This window comes from Rhizobacter sp. (genome assembly GCF_046595475.1).
Taxonomy (GTDB): domain Bacteria; phylum Pseudomonadota; class Gammaproteobacteria; order Burkholderiales; family Burkholderiaceae_C; genus Rhizobacter.
This window is the reverse complement of sequence record NZ_JBKJOQ010000075.1, coordinates 1-18,362: the sequence shown is the minus strand read 5'-3', so window position 1 is coordinate 18,362 and position 18,362 is coordinate 1. Positions and strand designations below refer to the sequence as shown.

Below are 18,362 nucleotides of genomic sequence, written 5' to 3'. Positions count from 1 at the left end.
ATGCGCAAACCGTACTGATTGACCAGTGACAAATGCGTCATCACACCGACGCCTACGGGAACAAAGAGTAAGGAAAGGTGTGAAAGCAAAAAGTCCGCGCATAGCCCCACAGGCTCTCGAACCACTTGCCAGCGCAACCCAACCAGCAATAAAAGCATGCCCACGACCGGGCCTGGAAAGGGCAAATTCAGCCCGCGTGCAAGCAGTTCACCAACTGACTGAAAGACCAGCAACCAGGCCAGACCCTTTAAAGCTTGCATAGGGCCTGCATACTTTAGAAGCGGGGCAAGTCGGGATGCGAAATTTTGCCGCCGCGGACCAGCATTTTTCCGTATTCAGCGCAGCGGTTCAATGTCGGGATCACCTTGCCGGGGTTCAGCAAACTGCGGCTGTCAAACGCACGTTTGACGCCAAACATTTGTTCGTTTTCCTCGGCAGAAAACTGCACGCACATGGAGTTGAGTTTTTCGACGCCGACGCCGTGCTCCCCCGTGACCGTCCCGCCCATCGCAACGCTGGTCTCCAAAATTTCAGCACCAAACAACTCGCAGCGATGCAACTGGTCCGCATCATTGGCATCAAACAAAATCAGCGGGTGTAGGTTTCCGTCGCCTGCATGAAATACGTTGGCGCAGCGCAATTGGTACTTCTTTTCCATCTCGCCAATGGCCAGCAAAATATCTGCCAGTCGCTTGCGGGGGATGGTCGAGTCCATGCACATGTAGTCGGGGCTCATGCGGCCACTGGCTGGAAACGCATTTTTACGGCCCGACCAAAACTTGAGCCGTTCGGCTTCGTTTTGACTCACAGCAATGGCCGTTGCGCCACAACGCGTCAAGACCTCGCTCATGCGGCCAATTTCTTCTTCAACTTCTTCTACGGTGCCGTCAGATTCGCAAAGCAAAATCGCGGCCGCCGTCAAATCGTAGCCGGCGTGGACAAAATCTTCAACCGCAGCCGTCATCGGCTTGTCCATCATCTCCAGCCCCGCCGGGATGATGCCGGCGGCGATCACGTTGGCCACCGCATCGCCTGCGCGGCGTATGTCGTCGAAGCTGGCCATGATGCAGCGCGCGAGCTTCGGTCTGGGCACCAGCTTCACCATGACCTCGATGGCCACGGCGAGCATGCCTTCGCTGCCGATCATCACGGTCATGAGGTCAAGGCCCGCCACGTCTAGCGCCTCAGAGCCGAACTCGACCGCCTGGCCGTCAGACATAAAGCCGCGCACGCGCAGAACGTTGTGCAGCGTCATGCCGTACTTGAGGCAGTGCACGCCGCCCGAGTTTTCGGCCACGTTGCCGCCTATGGTGCAGGCGATCTGGCTGCTCGGGTCGGGCGCGTAGTACAGGCCGTAGGGCGCGGCGGCTTCGCTGATGGCGAGGTTGCGCACGCCGCACTGCACGGTGGCCGTGCGCGCCATCGAGTCGAGCTTCACGATGCGGTTGAACTTGGCCAGGCTGAGCGTCACGCCCATGCGGTGCGGCAGCGCACCGCCCGACAGGCCCGTGCCGGCACCACGCGCCACCACCGGCACGCCCAGCTTGTGGCAGGCGCGCAGCACGGCCGCCACCTGCTCCTCGGTCTCGGGCAAGGCCACAGCGAGCGGCTGCTCTCGGTAGGCGGTGAGGCCGTCGCATTCGTAGGGAATGGTGTCTTCGCTTTGCCAGAGCAGGGCGTGCGGCGGCAACAGGGCAGCGAGCTCGGCCACGACAAAAGATTGGCGGGCCACGCGTTCGTTGCGCGCGTCGGGGTTGCTAACAGAGGGAGTCAGGGTCATGGCACTCATCAGGCGGGGAACACCGTCAGCACACCGGTGTAGCCATACAAATGGCGACGGGCAATCTCGCCCGAGGCGAAGAAGCCAACCAGCGGCACATCGCCGAGCGCGCGGCGAATGATGGCGAGTTCGGCTGAGGGGGCGCCAAAGTGCTGGCCGCCGCGCCCCACACAGCTCACGTAAAGCGCACCGGCAATGCGCCGCGCAGGGTGTGGTGCGCCTTCGGCCTCGGCGCCATGCAAGGCCATGGCCGTCTCAGCGGTCAGGTGCTCGGGCTCGACCTCTTCTCTGATCTCGGCGCAGATGCGCACCAGGTCGCGCCGCGCGGCCTCGGTGTCGCGGCGACAGAAGGCGAGCTGCATGCCCACCTCCACCTCTTCGGCCACCGCCACGCCGCCGCGCCCTGGGTCGATACCGACCAAGTGGCGCACGCGCGTGTCAACACCGAACTGGCCGGGCCGCGAAAGCGCTTCATCGCTGCCGTCGCTCAGGCCGGCCAGCGTCTGGCGGATGCGCGGCAAGGCTTCGCGTGGCTCGCGGCCACTCACGCCCAGGTCGCGCAGCAGGCACTCGAGCGCGGGCTCGCCGTCGAGTTCGGTCACGAGGTTGCGCTCGCCCTGGGTGATGCGCCGCACCGCGCCGACCGGCTGGCAGCCTTGCGTCACGCGTGACACCAGCCTCACGCCCGACCCGAAAGCCACACCCGACAAACCACCCTCGAACACGCCATCTGCCAGATGCAGGGGCTGGGTGCGTGCCGAGGCGAGGCCACCGAACAGATAGCCAGTGGTGGTGCGCTCGCTCATCTCGGCGATCAGCTCGCCCAGGTCGCCGGATCGGCCGTCAGCATGCACCTGCGCGGTATGCGCCTCGAACCCGGTCGGCGCCAGGCCCAGCGGCCGCACGCCCGAAAACACGCGGAACTGCTCGCGCGGCAGGTCGCTGAGCATCAAGGCCAGCGCGGGCTCGTCGAAATACTCGACGCCGTTGGCCGACACCCCCACGCCCACGGACCCTACCCAGGACACCCCGGGCCAGCGGGCTTGCAGCTCGGCCAGCAGGGCCTGCGCCTGCGGTGCGTAGTGGTCGCTGAAATAGACCCAGCCCAGCGTGGGCTGGCGGATGTGCGTGGCCGCCGGGTCGCTGCGCTGCGCCTCGATCTGCGCCGCCACCAGCGCCACGGCGATACGCCAGTCGGGGTGCGTGGCGTGAGCGTGGGCAAACAGCTTCATGGCCGCGCGCGGGCAGGGTTCAGCGGCCTTTGGTTGCGGCGCGCTTGCGTGCGGCACCCGCCGCCGTGCGCGCCACCTTGGCCGGCACGCCCGCGGCCTTCTTGATCGTCTGGCCGGCTGCGTCGACAGACTGCTTGACCAGGGCGCCCGCCAGGTTCTTGGCCGCATCCGTCGCGCTGTCTTTCATCGCAGTGGCGGCAAGCTGGGTGAATTGCTTGGTAAGCGCGCCCCACCATTGCATCGGGTCAACCGCCTGCGGTGCGGGCTCGGCTTTGGAGCCGGCCTTCCTGGCCGCCAGAGCCTTGGGCTCGGCCCCGGCTTCGGCACCGGGGGGGTGAATGGTGAGCGACTCGCGCAGATCGGTCATCTGCACGTTCATGGTCTTGAGGGTGGACAGCGTCATGCGCTGCACTTCCAGCGCCTGGATGGTGGCGCCCAGCATGCGGGCGTTTTGCTCCAGCCAGAACTGCACCGTGCGCAGCTCGTCGATGCGCTTTTCAAGCTCTTCGGGGTTGAGCGTGGGGGCCACCCACTGCCCGATGTTGGGCAGGGCCGAGCCGGCGTTCTTGACCAGGCCTTGCAAGAAGTCGAACCCGGGGACCATTTTGGTGAAGTTGGATGTGTCGGCCATGGTGCAGCGTCTCCTGAAACCCGCGTTGTGTGCGTGTGCGGGTGATTGTGCATGCGATGCACAAGGCGTGGCGACGTCAACCTGCAAGCTGTTGCAGGTGACGCGCGCCTCCACTTGCCCGACGCTGCGCAGGCTGATCGTTCGTCAGCATCAACCGTTGTTCACTTCACAAGGATGAACCATGAGACTCCAAGCAAGACGCATCACCCGGCCACAAGCCATCCTGGGTGCTCTGCTCGCCATGAGCGTGTGGGTGCCGCTGTCGGCCCACGCGGGTGTTTCGGCCGCCGCGGCGGCCTTGGCCGTGGGCGCGGCCACGCAGGCGGCCGAACCTCTGCCGACCAATCGCCTGATCATCAAGTACCGCAGCGGCGCGGCGGGTGCCAGCACGGCGGCCACACCCACGGAGCGAACCGCATTGCACCGCGGCGCGCAAGACGTGGCGGCCCGCTCGGGCCTGCGCCTGCAGCTGGTGCGGGTGGGCTCGCTCGACACCCATGTGATGCGCCTGGACGGCGCCCTGCCCCTTGCCAGCGTGCAGCAGCTGGCGCGCGACATCATGGCCGCCGATGCGTCGGTGGAGTACGCCGAACCCGACCGCATCCTGCAGGCCCAGTTCACCCCCAACGACACGCAATACGGTCAGCAGTGGGGCTATTTCGAGGCCACGGCCGGCATCAACCTGCCCGCCGCGTGGGACAAGTCCACCGGCACGGGCGTGGTGGTGGCGGTGATCGACACCGGTTACCGACCGCACGCCGACCTGGCGGCCAACATCCTGCCGGGCTATGACTTCATCGTCGACACCGCCGTCTCCAACGACGGCAACGGCCGCGACAGCGATGCGTCAGACCCGGGCGACTGGATAGCCGCCGGCGAATGCGGCGCCGGCTCCCCCTCGCAAGACCAGTCGAGCAGCTGGCACGGCACCCATGTGGCGGGCACCATCGCGGCCGTCACCAACAACGGCAACGGCGTCGCAGGCGTGGCTTACAACGCCAAGGTGGTGCCGGTGCGGGTGCTGGGCAAGTGCGGGGGCTACACCTCGGACATCGCCGATGGCATCGTCTGGGCCTCGGGCGGTACGGTGAGTGGCATACCGGCCAACGCCAACCCGGCCAGGGTGATCAACATGTCGCTGGGCGGTAGCGGCGCGTGCGACAGCACCTCGCAAAACGCCATCAACTCGGCACGCAGCCGCGGCACGGTGGTGGTGGTGGCAGCAGGTAACAGCAACGCCAACGCGGCAAACTTTTCACCCGCAAGCTGCTCGGGCGTGATCACGGTGGCGGCCGTCAACCGCAGCGGCGGTCGTGCGTCGTACTCGAACTTCGGTGCGGTGGTGGCAGTGGCCGCACCCGGGGGCAGCAATGACGGCACCGCAGCGAACAACATCCTGTCCACCCTGAATGGCGGCGCCAAGGCCCCAGGCGCCGACGCCTATGCCTACTACGCCGGCACCTCCATGGCCACCCCGCACGTGGTCGGCGTGGTGGCACTGATGCTGTCCAAGAACCCGGCCCTCACACCGGACGAGGTGGCCACGCGCCTGAAGGGCTCGACCCGTGCCTTCCCGGCCACCTGCTCACAGTGCGGCACCGGCATCGTCGATGCGAGCGCCGCCGTTGACGCCGCCGCAGGCACCACCCCACCGCCCCCGCCCCCGGGCAACGAGGTCGAGCCCAACAACAGCACCGGCACGGCACAGGCCGTGACCCAGGGCACGACCATCAGCGGCACCATGGCCAGCAGCAGCGACACCGATTACTTCAAGGTGGTGGTCGCCGGCCGCGGCACGCTGGCCGCCAGACTCACGCCGAACGCCAGCTCCGACTACGACCTTTACGTCTACAACAGCAGCGGCTCGCAGGTGGGCAGAAGCATCAAGGGCACAGGCGCGGTCGACAGCGTGAGCATCACCAACAGCAGCAGCTCGGCCGCCACCTACTACGTGCGCGTTCGCTTCTACAGCGGCGGCACCGGTGCCACAGGGGGCACCTACAGCCTGAGCATCAACTGATCAGGGCTTGTTGAAGACGATGCGCTCGACGCGGTAGCCGCGGCGGGCCATCAGGGCCGGCAAGCCTGCCGGCCCGAACATGTGCAAGCTGCCCACCGCGGCGAACACCGTCTTGCCCTGCGCATGCAACGCATCGATGCGCGCTGCCATGGCGGGGTTGCGCTCATCGAGCATGGCGTGCAGGGCGGCGCGCTCGTACGGCGTGTTGGCGCAGTCGCACCAGTCGCGGTAGTGCTCCAGCTCATCGGCGCGGCCGTCGGCCCACACCTGGGCCACGCGCACGAGCATGGGCCGGGCACGGTCTTCCGCCAGGTCGTCGAGCGCCTTCTCCAGCGTTTCGCGCAGCTCGGCTGGCGAGGTGCTGCGCATCAGCTTGAGCTGCAGCTCGGGCGTTTCCAGAGACAGCACCGTCTTCCCCTGCTGGCGCGCAAGCTGCGCCAGAGCGGGGTCTATGCCGTAGCTCGCATCCAGCCCGTCACGGCGCGCCGACATCATCACCAGCAGCGCACTCACCATCTCGGGCGCCATGTTCTCCAGGATTTCTGACGGTGCGCAGACGGCGCGCAACGCGCCGCGCAAGCGGGTCTTCAAGTCGTCGGGCAGCTGTGCGCCAGGCTCGCCGGCCTGCGCTGCCAAGCCGCTTTGCAGGCGCTGCATCAGCCCGCTGTCGGTGATGTCGAGCTCGAGCGCGAGCACGTCGCTGGCGTGAAATGCAGCGCTGACACGTGGGCCGGGAAACACCCACTCCATGCGACCGATGTGGATCGTGCCGTACAGATAGGAGCTGCGGCCTTTCTTGCTGATGCGCCAGAGGAAGCCGCGGTCCTGCGCCTGCCGGGCCGCGTCAACACGCTCTTGCGCGGTGGGGGGCTGCGCGCTCGGCGGGCAGTCGGCAGGCGCGGGAGCCTGTGCTGCCGCATGCACTGCCGCCCACAGCAGGGCCAGCGGCAACCACTTCATCGGGTCGCACCGGTGTCGATGGTCAACACGCCATCGCGCTGCTGCCAGCGCAGCTTGCCCAACACGTCCATGCCCAGCAGCGGGTGGTCGCCGTTCAGCCCTGCCAGGGCCATGATGGCCATGCGCTCGATGCGCACCCCACCATGCAGCGCAAGGTCCGCGCGCACGAGGTTGCCGGTGACCATGCCGCCCGCGGTGCTGCTCTGCACGCGTTGCAGGGTGACCAGCTTCAGCTCGTGCGCCATGGCCTGCGACATGGCAGTGCCGGTGGCGCCGGTGTCGATCAAAAAATCAACTTTCTTGCCGTTGATGCTGCCGGGCCAGTGGTAGTGGCCATCGGCCCCGCGGCGGATCTTGATCACGCCACCGCTGGCCTGGAAGCGGCTCTGCTGCAGGTGATGCTCCATCATGCGAAAGCCCAGAAACACCACCACGCCCAGCAGCAGCCACACCGTGGCGATCTTGAGCGTGCGGGGGAATTCGTTCATTCAGCGGCGTCGGGGGTCAATGCGGTTACCGCCTGGTCAATCGCCCCAAACACCGTCTGCCCATCCAGCCCCTTCATCTCGATGCGGATGGTGTCGCCGAACTTCATGAACTCGGTCTTGGGCTCGCCGCTCTCGATGGTCTCGATGGCGCGCTTCTCGGCCACGCAAGAGTAGCCGCGCGTCCAGTCTTTGTTGCTCACGGTGCCGCTGCCGATGATGCTGCCAGCGCGCACGTTGCGCGTCTTGCAGAGGTGGGCGATGAGCTGGCCGAAGTGGAAGGTCATCTCCGGCCCGGCATCACAAAGGCCCACGCGCTTGCCGTTCCAGGTGCTTTGCAGTGACAGGTTGAGCCGGCCGTTGTTCCAAGCGCTGCCCACTTCGTCTAGCGTCACCGCCACCGGGCTGAAGGCGGTGGCGGGCTTGCTCTGGAAGAAACCGAAGCCCTTGGCCAGCTCGGCCGGGATGAGGTTGCGCAGGCTCACGTCGTTGGCAATCATCAGCAGGCGTATGCCTTCCAGTGCCTCGTCGGCGTTGGTGCCCATGGGCACGTCGCCGGTGATCACGGCCACTTCGGCTTCGAAATCAATGCCCATCTTCTCGCTGGGCACAACGATGTTGTCGCAAGGGCCCAGAAAGTCATCGCTGCCGCCCTGGTACATCAGCGGGTCGGTGTAGAAGCTCTCGGGCACCTCTGCATTGCGCGCCTTGCGTACCAGCTCCACGTGGTTGATGAAGGCGGAGCCGTCGGCCCACTGGTAGGCGCGCGGCAGCGGGGCCATGCACATCGCAGGGTCGAAGGGGAAGGTGTGGCGCCCGCGGCCATGGTTGAGCGTGGTGTAGAGGTCTTCGAGCTGGGGCGAGAGAAAGCCCCAATCGTCGAGCACCTGCTGCAGGCGCGTGGCGATGCCGGTGGCGTAGTGGGCAGTGCCCATGTCGCGCGACACGACGACCAGCTGGCCGTCACGCGATCCGTCCTTATAGCTTGCAAGTTTCATGGTCTTCCCGTCGTCTCAGTTGGCTAGGATTGCCGCATCCCTTATTGTCAACGCATGTTTTCCAACCCAACCCCTGTGCCACCACGCCGCTACGGGCTCACGTTGCTGGCCTTGGCCGGGGGGGTGGCGCTGCTGCACGTGGCACTGTGGCATGGCATGGCCGACTCGTTTGCCGCGGGGCTGATGCCCGAGCGCACGCTCTCGGCGTTGCAGGTTCGCACCGTGCAGCCACCGCCCGCCTTGCTGCTCCCGACACCCGCCCCGCAGGCCGCGGTCGCCAAGCCTGCTCGCCCGCCACGCCGCGCCGCAGTGCCGGCGCCGCCAGCGCGCGAATCGGTCGGCGAAGCCGTGAGCCAACCAGCGCCCGCCGCGACCACGATAGAGCCCATGCTGGTGGCCGCGATGCTGCCCGCGCAGCCCGCCCTTGAGCCCACGCCGGTGGCCCTGGCGTCTGAGCCAGACGAGGTGCCGGTGTACCGCACCGTCATGCCGCCCGCCATGACGCTCAACTACGACATGCGCCGCGGCGCCATCTCGGGCACCGGCGAGCTGCAGTGGCGGCCCACGGCCAGCGGCTACGAGGCACGCCTGCAGGGCCGCCTGGCGGGCTTCAGCATCCTCACTTGGGTCAGCCAGGGGGCCTTCGACGACGCAGGCATTGCCCCGCTGCGCTACACCGACCAGCGCCGCAACAAGGCCGCGGTGGCAGCCAACTTCCAGCGCCAGGCCGGCAAGATCGGCTTTTCGGGGTCGTCGAACGAATACCCCTTACTGCAAGGTTCCCAAGACCGGTTGAGCTGGATGATCCAGATCGCTGCCATTGCCTCGGCCGACCCCAAGCGCCTGGCGCCCGGCGCGCGCATCACGATGTACGTGGTGGGTGCGCACGGTGACGCCGATGCCTGGGTCTTCCAGGTCAGCGGCAAGGAAGACGTGGAGACCGGCGACACCACCGTGCAGGCCATCAAGCTGATACGCGAGCCGCGCAAGCCCCACGACACGCGGGTCGACGTGTGGCTGGCGCCCAGCCTGCACCACCTGCCGGTGCGGGCACGGCTCAGCGGCGACGGCGGCTCGGCGCTCGAGCTGCTGCTGCAAACCTCGCAGCCGGCGTCTTGACCCCCAGGCCCGCGGGGGCATAGGCATGCACGAGCAAGCCCTGCGGCCAGATTCGTGGCTTGAATATTGCGTCTTCACCCCGAACTGCCGGTGAAGGAAACACCTACATGCTGATGCTTTACAACTCTGACAACTTCGCTGTGGTGGAGTTCGATGTGGCCGGTGGCGATATCACGGCGGGCAGCCCCGAGCGGCTCACGCGCGGCGGCTACGAGATCGTCGACAAATTCGCCCGCAAGGAAATCTTCATTGAGGGCGCAATGGCCGAGAGCTTCAAGGAAGGCGTGCAGGCACTGATCGAGACCTCGCCCTCCGAAGAAGAGATGGACGACTACATCGAGCGCTACACCCCGCTCATGCAGCACCCGCTGATCCTGCACTAACGGATGCCCCGCCACGGCCGCGATGTGAATTGCGGCACGTGTACCTGCTTTCTCTTAGCGTGTTGTCATCTGCCGTGACGTAAGGTCACCGGGAAGGGGCTTGCTGCCTGGCGCAGGCTGCGCCAAGATGCCCTGCAGGTTCCCGCCGGAGATGCGCATGGCGACCCCTCACCCTGATGCACGCGTGGTGTTGTCCCCTGGCCTGAAAGACGCGCCGGTGCTCGACCGCATGTGCTCACAGTTTGTGCTGACGCTCACGGTGCGGCATGCGGGGCGCTTCAATGTGCGGCGTGACTGGAACGGCTTGCTCGCGCTCACCGGCAAGCACCTGGTGTGGCCCGCCACCGTGCTGGCGCGCCTGCGCACCTTCCTCAACAACCGCTGCAAGGGCAACGAGCATTGGGGTGGCCACGAGACCCTGGGTGACATCGCCTTCATGCAACGCCACGGCGCCTGGAACGGCCCTTACGAAGAAGGCACGCTCTTCTTCTACGTCGACGAATACATCAAAGATGCGCCGAAAGACCTGCTCTCGGTGCTGGGCGCCACCGCCGACTGGCTGGACCGCAGCCTGAAGAAAGAGTCGACGCTAGTCGAAAAAAACATCGACGCCCTGGCCGGCCTGCTGCAGCTCAACCCCGCCGAGCGCGCGCTGTTGCTCTACGGCACGCTGGCGCGCTACCAGCGCGAGCTGCGCGGCCTGCTGGTCGAGTTCAAGGTGTCGAATGCGCAAGAGGCCTATGCGGCTATCGCGGCTGTGGCCGGTGTCAACGAGCAAGACGTGGCCGAGGCCTTGCGCGCGGGCTCGCGGCTAGAGCGCACCGGCATGGTCGAGAACCTGATCTCCGAGCACAACATCACCGACCTGGCCGACTTGATGAAGGTCAGCGAGCAGCTGCCGCCGGTGCTGATGCGCCACTACGAAGGCCCGTCTGACCTGATGGCGGTGTTCACCCGCCCGGCCACGCCCACCGAGCTGGCGCCCAGCGACTTCCATTTCGTGGGCGTCGACCAGCAGGTGCTGACCTCGCTCTTGCGCAACGCAGTGGCGCGCAAGGCACCGGGCGTCAACGTGCTGCTCTATGGCCCGCCCGGCACTGGCAAAACCGAGCTGGCCAAGGTGGCCGCGCAGGCCGCGGGGCTTGAACTCTATGAAGTGGAATACGCCGACCGTGACGGCAACTCACTCAGCGGCCGTGACCGCTACCGCTCGCTGCAAATCAGCCAGGTCTTCTTGAAGGGCAGCCCGCATGTGGCGCTGCTGTTTGACGAGGTGGAAGACGTGTTTCCGCCCATCTCGACCGATGCTGCGCAGCTGATGGCGCGCCTGGACACCGGTGACGGCGCGCTGTCGGGCAGCGTGAGCGGCAAGGCCTGGGTGAATCAGATTCTGGAGACCAACCCGGTGCCGGTGATCTGGGTCACCAACCGCATCGAACAGATCGACCCTGCATTTCGCCGCCGCTTTCAGTACCACTTGGAGCTGAAGAGCCCGCCGCCCGGCGCACGCGAGGCGCTGGTCACCCGCGCGCTCGACGGCATCACCGTGTCGCCGGGCTTTGCCGCGCAACTGGCCGAGCGCAAAGGCCTCACGCCGGCCCAGGTGCGCACGGCCGTGAAGTTTGCCAAGCTGGCGTTTGAAAGCGCAGACCAAAAAACGGATGAAGCCCAGGGTGCCACGCAAGACGGCGAGATGGAGTCACTGATCGAGCGCCAGCTGGGCAACGCCGACAAGGCGCTGGGCACCAGCGGCAGCGAGCGCGGTGCGCGCCGCGTGGTGACGCAATACGACCTGAGCCTGGTGCACACCGAGTCGCGCTTTGAGCTGTCGAAGATCATCGAGGCGTTGCGCCGCAAGGGCTATGGCACTCTGTGCTTCTACGGCCCGCCGGGCACCGGCAAGACGGCGCTTGCCGAGCACATCGCTCAGCAGCTGCAGCGCCCCCTGATGGTCCGCCAGGCGTCTGATCTCGTGAGCAAGTACGTGGGCGAGACCGAGAGCAACATGGCGCGCATGTTCAACGAAGCGCAGACCGAGCAGGCCGTGCTGCTGCTCGATGAGGCCGACAGCTTCCTGCGCAGCCGGCGCATGGCTGAGCGCAACTACGAGGTGAGCGAGGTCAACGAAATGCTGCAGGGCATGGAGCGCTACTCGGGCGTGTTCATCTGCACCACCAATCTCTTCGAAGACCTGGACGAAGCCGCGCTGCGCCGCTTCACCTTCAAGATTCGCTTCATGCCGCTCACGCAACAGCAGCGCGAACGCATGTTTGTGGCCGAGGCGCTGGGCGGCGAGGCCTCGCTGCTGAGCGGCGAGCAGGTCGAGCGCCTGCGCAGGCTTGATGCGCTGGCGCCGGGCGACTTTGCCTCGGTCAAGCGCCAGATCGACGTGCTCGGCGAGGCCTTCGCGCCCGACGAGTTTCTGGCGCAGCTCGAAGCCGAGCACCGCGTGAAGCCCGAGGTGCGCCGCCGCCGCGACATCGGCTTCTTGCACTGAGGCGAGGCGAGACTTTCGTCACGCCTTGAAGGCGGCACTCAAGGTGAGCGCATTGCGGCCGATAAGTATCCGGATGACCATGTACCTGAGGGTTTGATGGAAGAGGCTTTTCTTCAGTGGAGGTTTCGCGCAGATTTGTGGGCTGCCTCCGCGGCGATGGCCATATTTGCGGCTTACGTGGCGCTGGACCTGGCGCGCGGCGTGTCGTCGCGCCACCACTTCACGGCCGTGCGCTCGCTGGTGGTATCGGCCGTGGCCCTGGCGGCCGGCACCTGGGCTGCGCACTTCGTGGCCATGGCGGCCGAACCGCTGCCGTTTGCACTGGGTTATGACCCCCTTCTTGCTGCCGGCGCCCTGGCGCTGGCGCTGGCCAGCTCGGTGGTGGGGGTGTACATGAGTGCCCGGCCCAACCTAGGGGCTTCACGCATCGTGATCGCCGCGCTGGTGCTCGGCACCGGTGTCTGCGCTGTGCCCACGGTGAGCCTGATGGCCCTGCACCTTTCTCCTTCACCGCACTGGAATCTGCCCCTCGTCGCCGCCGGCTGGGCCGCAGCCTGCCTCTGCGCCGGCAGCGCCCTGGCCATCGTGGCGGCGCAACGCCGCAGCACCTCTGCGCTGGGCCTCGGCTGGCAGGCGGGTGTGGCACTCGGCCTGGGCGGCGCCATCGCCATCGGCAACGCCTCGGTGCTGTACGCGGTGACCGTGCCGCTGCTCACGGTGTCCTTGGCCGCAGGGCGCACCACCGCCGGCACGCTGTCGGCCCTGGCCGTGCTGGGCGTGCCCGCGCTGCTGGCCTTGCTCCTGATGACCTCGTTGCTGGAAGCGCGCTTTCGCAACCTGCTCAAGCGCACGCGCGACGAGGTGAAGCGCGTGGCACAGACCGACCGCCTCACCGAGCTGCCCAACCGCTCGATGTTCGAAGAAGAACTGCAAGTGGCCGCGATCCGAGCCGACCGTGACCAGCACTCGCTTGCGCTGCTGTTCATCAACGTCGACGGTCTGAAAGCTGTCAATGAATCTTTCGGCCAGGCCACCGGCGACCACGTGCTGCGCGAAGTGGCCCAGCGCTTGCGCGCCATGGCCGGGCCGCACGACATCGTGGCGCGCGCCGGGGGCGACGAATTCATACTGCTGCTCGAAGGCAACCCCGGCACCGAAGACGCCGCCCGCATGGCAGGACGCGTGCTTGCCAGTATGAACGAGCTGTGCCGCATCGAAGACCATGAGATCTCGATGTCGTGCTCGGTGGGCCTGGCCATGTACCCGACCGACGGTTCGGCCACCAAGCTGATCGCCCACGCAGCAGCCGCCATGCGCAACGCCAAGCGCACCGGCGGCGGCGCCCACTGCTTCTTCGAGGAGCGCATGGTGGCCGGAGCACGCGACCAGGTAGAGCTGCTGCAAGACCTGCGCCGCGCCCTCGCCAACAAGGAGCTGGAGCTGCACTACCAGCCCAAGATCCACGCCCCCAGCGGCCAGATCACCGGCGCAGAGGCGCTGATGCGCTGGAAGCACCCCACGCGCGGCATGGTGGGCCCCTACATCTTCATCCCGCTGGCCGAGCGCTACGGCCTCATCAACGCCCTGGGAAACTGGTTGATAGAAGAGGTGTGCCGGCAGATACGCGAGTGGCGTGAGCAGGGTCTGCGCATGCGCGTGGCCATCAACCTGTCCGTGCACCAGCTGCGCCAGGCCGACCTGGTCGAGCGCATCGCGAGCGCGCTCAAACGCAACAAGATCGACCCCTCGCTGCTCACCTGCGAGATCACCGAATCGGCGGCCATGGACGACACGCGTGCCACGCTGCTGATGATCGAGCAGCTGTCGGCTGCCGGTGTGCATTTGTCGATCGACGACTTCGGCACCGGCTACTCGTCGTTGAGCTACCTGCGCCAGCTGGCCGCTGAAGAGCTGAAGATCGACCGCAGCTTCGTGCTCGACCTGGAAACCAGCGCCGATGCGCGCGCCATCGTCGATGCCGTCGTGAAGCTCGCGCAAGCCCTGGGCCTGAAGGTGGTGGCCGAGGGCGTGGAAACCGAGCAGCAGCAAGAGATCTTGCGCCAGCTGGGGTGCAACGAGCTGCAGGGTTATCTGTTTGCCAAGCCCATGCCCGCGGCCGCGCTGGCGCTGTGGGCGATGAACGACGAAGGCCCGCGCGCGCTCGACTTCCGCCCGTCCCTCTTCGGCGACACCTTGCCCCAATCGATGATCTCTTAGGGTCCCCCAGTCGCTTCGCCCATGCCCCCAAGGGGCGCCAACGCTACGGCCGGGCAAAGCCCGTTCCGTGAGTTGTTGCTTGATGTGCACGGGCTTCGCCGTGCGTGGCTGGAGCGGCCTTTCTACAATGCCTGTATGAACGCCACCGCCTACACCCGCGCCGCTGCGCTGCCCGAGATCCTCAAGAACCGCATTGCCATCCTCGATGGCGCGATGGGCACCATGATTCAGCGCTACAAGCTGACCGAAGCCGACTTCCGCGGCGAGCGCTTTGCCGATCACAGCCAAGACCTGAAGGGCAACAACGAGTTGCTGCAGCTCACGCGGCCCGATGTGATCACCGAGATCCACGAGCAGTACCTGGCCGCGGGCGCCGACCTGATCGAGACCAACACCTTCGGCGCCACCAGCGTGGCGCAAGAAGACTACAAGCTGGCCCACATGGCCCGCGAGCTGAACCTGGCCGGCGCCCGACTGGCCCGCGCGGCCTGCGACAAGTACAGCACCGCCGACAAGCCGCGCTACGTGGCCGGCGCGCTGGGCCCCACCCCGCGCACGGCGAGCATCAGCCCCGACGTGAACGACCCGGCCGCCCGCAACGTGAGCTTCGACGAGCTGAAGGCGGCGTACTACGAACAGGCCGAGGCCCTGCTCGAAGGTGGCAGCGATGTGTTTCTGGTCGAGACCATTTTCGACACGCTGAACGCCAAGGCCGCGATCTTCGCGCTCGACGAGCTGATGGAAAACACCGGCGAGCGCCTGCCCGTGATCATCTCGGGCACGGTGACCGACGCTTCGGGCCGCATTCTTTCGGGCCAGACGGTGAGCGCTTTCTGGCACAGCGTGCGCCACGCGCGGCCGCTGGCCGTGGGCCTGAACTGCGCGCTCGGTGCGGCGCTGATGCGCCCCTACATCCAGGAACTGGCGCGTGTGGCCGGCGACACCTTCATCAGCTGCTACCCCAATGCCGGCCTGCCCAACCCGATGAGCGAGACCGGCTTTGACGAGACGCCCGACATCACGGGCGGGCTGGTGGAAGAGTTCGCGCGTTCAGGCTTCCTGAACATCGCCGGCGGCTGCTGCGGCACGACACCTGAGCACATTGCCGAGATCGCGAAGCGTGTGTCGGCCTACCGGCCGCGCCTGCGCAACGACCCGTTGTTCAGCGGCTTGGTGGCTGCCTGAGCCTTGTCATTCACGCCCTGCGATGGGCTCAGGACGGGCCGCGTCACGCCAGTCGCACCAGCTTTTCCATGTTGAGCCGCACCTTCACGTCGTGTGGTGCCACGCCGCCGACCACCTCGTGCGGACGCACGCGCGTGTCACGTACCACCGGCTCCACGAGCGCGGCGCCACTTTTGCTGACGATGCTCGCCACCTTCGGCGCCTTGGCGTGCGAGCCGTGGCGCAACACCACCGCCAACTCGCCGCTGCTCAAGCGCACATAGCTGCCCGGCGGGTAAATGCCGGTCGCCTGGATGATGGCCTTGCCGGCCTCGTCGGCCTGCTGGTGTTCGTCGAGGTAGGCGGCCTTCACCGCTGCCGAGGCCGCAAGCGCTGGCCGCGCACGGCGCATGCTCAAACGGGCCGAGAAAATGTCGGCGCGCTGCAGCAGCCGCGCGAGCTGCAAGCCCGGCCCCTGTAATGACAAAGGCCCCGCGGCCGTGGCGTGGTGACATTCGACGGCCTGCAACCAGAGCTCGTCGCCAATACCGGCTTCGCGCAAACAGGCCGAGGCGCGCAAGGCATGGTTGTCAATGAGCGCGCGCTGCTGCGGCAGCGGCGACTCTTCTTGCAGGGCCAGCTGGTCTTGCAGCGCCGTCATGGCGATGTTCATCGTGAGCGCGGCGCCACGCAGCGAGGCTCGCCACTCGGCGCTGAAGCCGGGCAGCTGGCGTCCGGCCAGCTCGCAGAGCACGGTCACCAGCAAGCTGTGCGTCACGCTGTAGTGATGCGCGTCGTTGGTCGTGGCCTGTACCAGGATCAGCAAGGCCAGGTCGGCGTCGGCCTCGATCAGCTCTAGCACCTCGCCTTGGTATTTCTGCAGGCGCGGCAAAAAATCTGCCGGCACGGGGTCTTGCAGCAGAGCGCGGCCGCGCATCTGCAGGTTGGCCCACGCCACCAACGGGTCGGCGCTGAGCTTGGCAACCGCTGCGCTGGGGATTGACAAGCCATCGTGCCCAGCACGGGCGATCTGGCCGAGCGACGCGTTCTGCCGCACCATGGAATCGAGCCTGCCGGCCATCGCGCGCTTGATCAGGTCGCCTTCCGACTCGTCCACGTACAGCACGCGCTCAACGAGCCGCTCGCGCTGTGCTTCCGTCGCCACCAGCACGCCCTTGGCGAGCAAGAGGTGGCCGGTTGCGTCGCGCACCGAAACCGGCGCCGGGTGACCGGTGCGCAGGATTTCAGGAGGCAGTTGAACAACAGACATAGGGCGGGGCAGGCAGAAATAAAACCGACCTTGCGCCTGAACCACCAGACGCTCTGATGAGTTTTCGACGGCTGCCCTGCGAACTTGAGACGCCGCGGCGTGGCGGCACCGCGCTTACTTGGAGGCCGCAGCGCCTGCCTTGGCTTTTTCGCCAATCAGTATCTCGACCCGGCGGTTGCTGGCGCGGCCGGCCTCGTCATCATTGCTGCCCAGCGGGTCGCGCGAACCGCGCCCCGCCACCGCAATGCGCACCGGCGACATGCCGCGCGCCACCAGCCAGTCACGCGTGCTGGCGGCCCGGTCTAGCGAGAGCGCGTCATTGGCCGCCGCAGCGCCCTTGGAGTCGGTGTGGCCGACGATGCGAAGGTCGGCCATGGTCAGGCCGCGCAGCGAGATCACGATCTTGTCGAGCACTGCCATGGCGCTCGGCTTGAGCGCTGAGCGGTTGGGCTGAAACGCGAGGTCGCCCGGCAAGGTGACCCACAACCGCTCGTCGATGGTCTTGGAGATGGTGACACCTGTGCCGCTGAGCGAGCCGCTGAGCGCGCGCTCGGCAGCCTCCATCTGCGGCGACCAGGTGTGCACACCCGGCGTTGTCTGACCATAGACCGGGCCGGGAGCCGAGCCCGGCACCGGCCCGGCCACGGCAGGCACCGGCTTGGGTGGCGCGGCGCAGCCGGCGAGCAAGACAGACACGAGAGCGATTCGATGAAGAGGGTGCAGGGCCATGGAGTCGGATTTTGTCGTGGCCGGCCATTGGAACCGCTGAAACCCCACCCCCCGCAGGGAGGCTCGCCGGCTTTGTAACGAGCTGCGGCGCCACATATTCACGGCGGCCCGTTGAGTCGCTCGCTTAAAATCTGCCACTTCCAAGGAGCGTTGCGACGGTGTCTGCCCAGATGCCGCCAGGCTTGGAAGCTCGCAACGACGCTCGCCCCCGCATGACTCATTGCATGCGCTTCGGGTGAGCACCGCAGCGCATGTCGCGTTCTACCGAACACTTCCGCCATGACTGCACCCCACACCGTCTCTCCCATGAAGCTATCGGGCCTGGAGCCCGTGCTCATTGGCCAGGGCAGCCTTTTCGTCAACATCGGCGAGCGCACCAACGTCACCGGCTCCAAGGCCTTTGCGCGGATGATCCTCAACGGCGAGTTCGAGAAAGCCCTGGCCGTCGCGCGCCAGCAAGTGGAAAACGGTGCCCAGGTGATCGACGTCAACATGGACGAAGCCATGCTCGACAGCAAGGCCGCCATGGTTCGCTTTCTGCACTTGATCGCGAGCGAGCCCGAGATCGCGCGCGTGCCGATCATGATCGACAGCTCGAAGTGGGACGTGATCGAAGCCGGCCTCAAGTGCATTCAGGGCAAGGGCATCGTCAACTCGATCTCGATGAAAGAAGGCGTGGAGCAGTTCAAGCACCAGGCCAAGCTGGTGCGCCGCTACGGTGCCGCGGCCGTGGTGATGGCCTTCGACGAAAAGGGCCAGGCCGACACCTACGAACGCAAGATCGAGATCTGCGAGCGAGCGTATCGCATGCTGGTCGACGAAGTGGGTTTCCCACCCGAAGACATCATCTTCGACCCCAACATCTTCGCCATTGCAA

At 66.5% G+C, this 18,362-nt stretch carries 16 protein-coding genes and 1 riboswitch; of the genes, 7 read left to right on the top strand and 9 right to left on the bottom strand.

Annotated features, from left to right (window positions below; all coding sequences use genetic code 11):
- The 4 genes from AC30QB_RS13250 to AC30QB_RS13235 form a co-directional block, all read right to left on the bottom strand.
- Positions 1-260, bottom strand: a 260-nt coding sequence (locus AC30QB_RS13250; RefSeq protein WP_489546694.1) for a CidA/LrgA family protein, incomplete at its 3' end; no start/stop codon positions are given.
- Positions 261-274: 14 nt separating this feature from the next.
- Positions 275-1,780 (bottom strand): FAD-linked oxidase C-terminal domain-containing protein, encoded by a 1,506-nt coding sequence (locus AC30QB_RS13245; protein WP_489546693.1) that lies wholly within the window; start codon positions 1,778-1,780, stop codon positions 275-277.
- A gap of 8 nt (positions 1,781-1,788) precedes the next feature.
- Positions 1,789-3,012, bottom strand: a complete 1,224-nt coding sequence (locus tag AC30QB_RS13240; protein ID WP_489546692.1) for an FIST signal transduction protein — start codon at positions 3,010-3,012, stop codon at positions 1,789-1,791.
- A gap of 19 nt (positions 3,013-3,031) precedes the next feature.
- Positions 3,032-3,643 (bottom strand): PhaM family polyhydroxyalkanoate granule multifunctional regulatory protein, encoded by a 612-nt coding sequence (locus AC30QB_RS13235; protein ID WP_489546691.1) that lies wholly within the window; start codon positions 3,641-3,643, stop codon positions 3,032-3,034.
- 181 nt (positions 3,644-3,824) lie between these two features.
- On the opposite strand from AC30QB_RS13235, the gene AC30QB_RS13230 reads away from it, so the two are divergent.
- Positions 3,825-5,663 (top strand): S8 family peptidase, encoded by a 1,839-nt coding sequence (locus tag AC30QB_RS13230; RefSeq protein WP_489546690.1) that lies wholly within the window; start codon positions 3,825-3,827, stop codon positions 5,661-5,663.
- Here the strand turns inward: AC30QB_RS13230 and AC30QB_RS13225 are convergent, their stop codons facing one another.
- Genes AC30QB_RS13225 through AC30QB_RS13215 form a run of 3 tightly spaced genes read right to left on the bottom strand, consistent with a single transcriptional unit; the run spans position 5,664 to position 8,106 of the window.
- On the bottom strand, positions 5,664-6,623 hold the full coding sequence (locus AC30QB_RS13225) for a TraB/GumN family protein (RefSeq protein ID WP_489546689.1): 960 nt from the start codon (positions 6,621-6,623) through the stop codon (positions 5,664-5,666).
- A complete protein-coding gene (locus tag AC30QB_RS13220) occupies positions 6,620-7,111 on the bottom strand; it encodes a retropepsin-like aspartic protease family protein (RefSeq protein ID WP_489546688.1) in 492 nt (163 codons plus the stop codon). Before AC30QB_RS13220 ends, AC30QB_RS13225 begins: the two co-directional genes overlap by 4 nt.
- Positions 7,108-8,106 carry a fumarylacetoacetate hydrolase family protein gene (locus tag AC30QB_RS13215; protein ID WP_489546687.1) on the bottom strand — a complete coding sequence of 333 codons (999 nt, stop codon included), beginning with the start codon at positions 8,104-8,106 and terminating at the stop codon, positions 7,108-7,110. Before AC30QB_RS13215 ends, AC30QB_RS13220 begins: the two co-directional genes overlap by 4 nt.
- A gap of 54 nt (positions 8,107-8,160) precedes the next feature.
- Between AC30QB_RS13215 and AC30QB_RS13210 the strand changes: the two genes are divergently transcribed.
- From AC30QB_RS13210 to AC30QB_RS13190, 5 genes are all read left to right on the top strand, one after another.
- A complete protein-coding gene (locus tag AC30QB_RS13210; RefSeq protein WP_489546686.1) occupies positions 8,161-9,225 on the top strand; it encodes a DUF3108 domain-containing protein in 1,065 nt (354 codons plus the stop codon).
- 107 nt (positions 9,226-9,332) lie between these two features.
- Positions 9,333-9,608, top strand: a complete 276-nt coding sequence (locus AC30QB_RS13205; protein ID WP_489546685.1) for a BTH_I0359 family protein — start codon at positions 9,333-9,335, stop codon at positions 9,606-9,608.
- A gap of 157 nt (positions 9,609-9,765) precedes the next feature.
- Positions 9,766-12,105 carry an ATP-binding protein gene (locus tag AC30QB_RS13200; RefSeq protein ID WP_489546684.1) on the top strand — a complete coding sequence of 780 codons (2,340 nt, stop codon included), beginning with the start codon at positions 9,766-9,768 and terminating at the stop codon, positions 12,103-12,105.
- A 156-nt stretch (positions 12,106-12,261) separates the two neighbouring features.
- Positions 12,262-14,322 (top strand): putative bifunctional diguanylate cyclase/phosphodiesterase, encoded by a 2,061-nt coding sequence (locus AC30QB_RS13195; RefSeq protein ID WP_489546683.1) that lies wholly within the window; start codon positions 12,262-12,264, stop codon positions 14,320-14,322.
- A gap of 135 nt (positions 14,323-14,457) precedes the next feature.
- Positions 14,458-15,507, top strand: coding sequence for a homocysteine S-methyltransferase family protein (locus AC30QB_RS13190; protein ID WP_489546682.1), 1,050 nt, complete (start codon positions 14,458-14,460; stop codon positions 15,505-15,507).
- A gap of 43 nt (positions 15,508-15,550) precedes the next feature.
- Here AC30QB_RS13190 and AC30QB_RS13185 read toward each other — a convergent pair whose 3' ends face one another.
- Entirely contained in the window at positions 15,551-16,756 is a 1,206-nt protein-coding gene (locus AC30QB_RS13185) for an HD-GYP domain-containing protein (RefSeq protein WP_489546681.1), read from the bottom strand.
- 114 nt (positions 16,757-16,870) lie between these two features.
- Complete coding sequence (locus AC30QB_RS13180) at positions 16,871-17,452, bottom strand: OmpA family protein (RefSeq protein ID WP_489546680.1); 582 nt, start codon at positions 17,450-17,452, stop codon at positions 16,871-16,873.
- A gap of 169 nt (positions 17,453-17,621) precedes the next feature.
- Positions 17,622-17,696: riboswitch (S-adenosyl-L-homocysteine riboswitch) on the top strand.
- Positions 17,697-17,764: 68 nt separating this feature from the next.
- Here AC30QB_RS13180 and AC30QB_RS13175 point away from each other — a divergent pair.
- On the top strand, positions 17,765-18,362 hold a 598-nt coding region (locus AC30QB_RS13175), incomplete at its 3' end, for a dihydropteroate synthase (protein ID WP_489546679.1).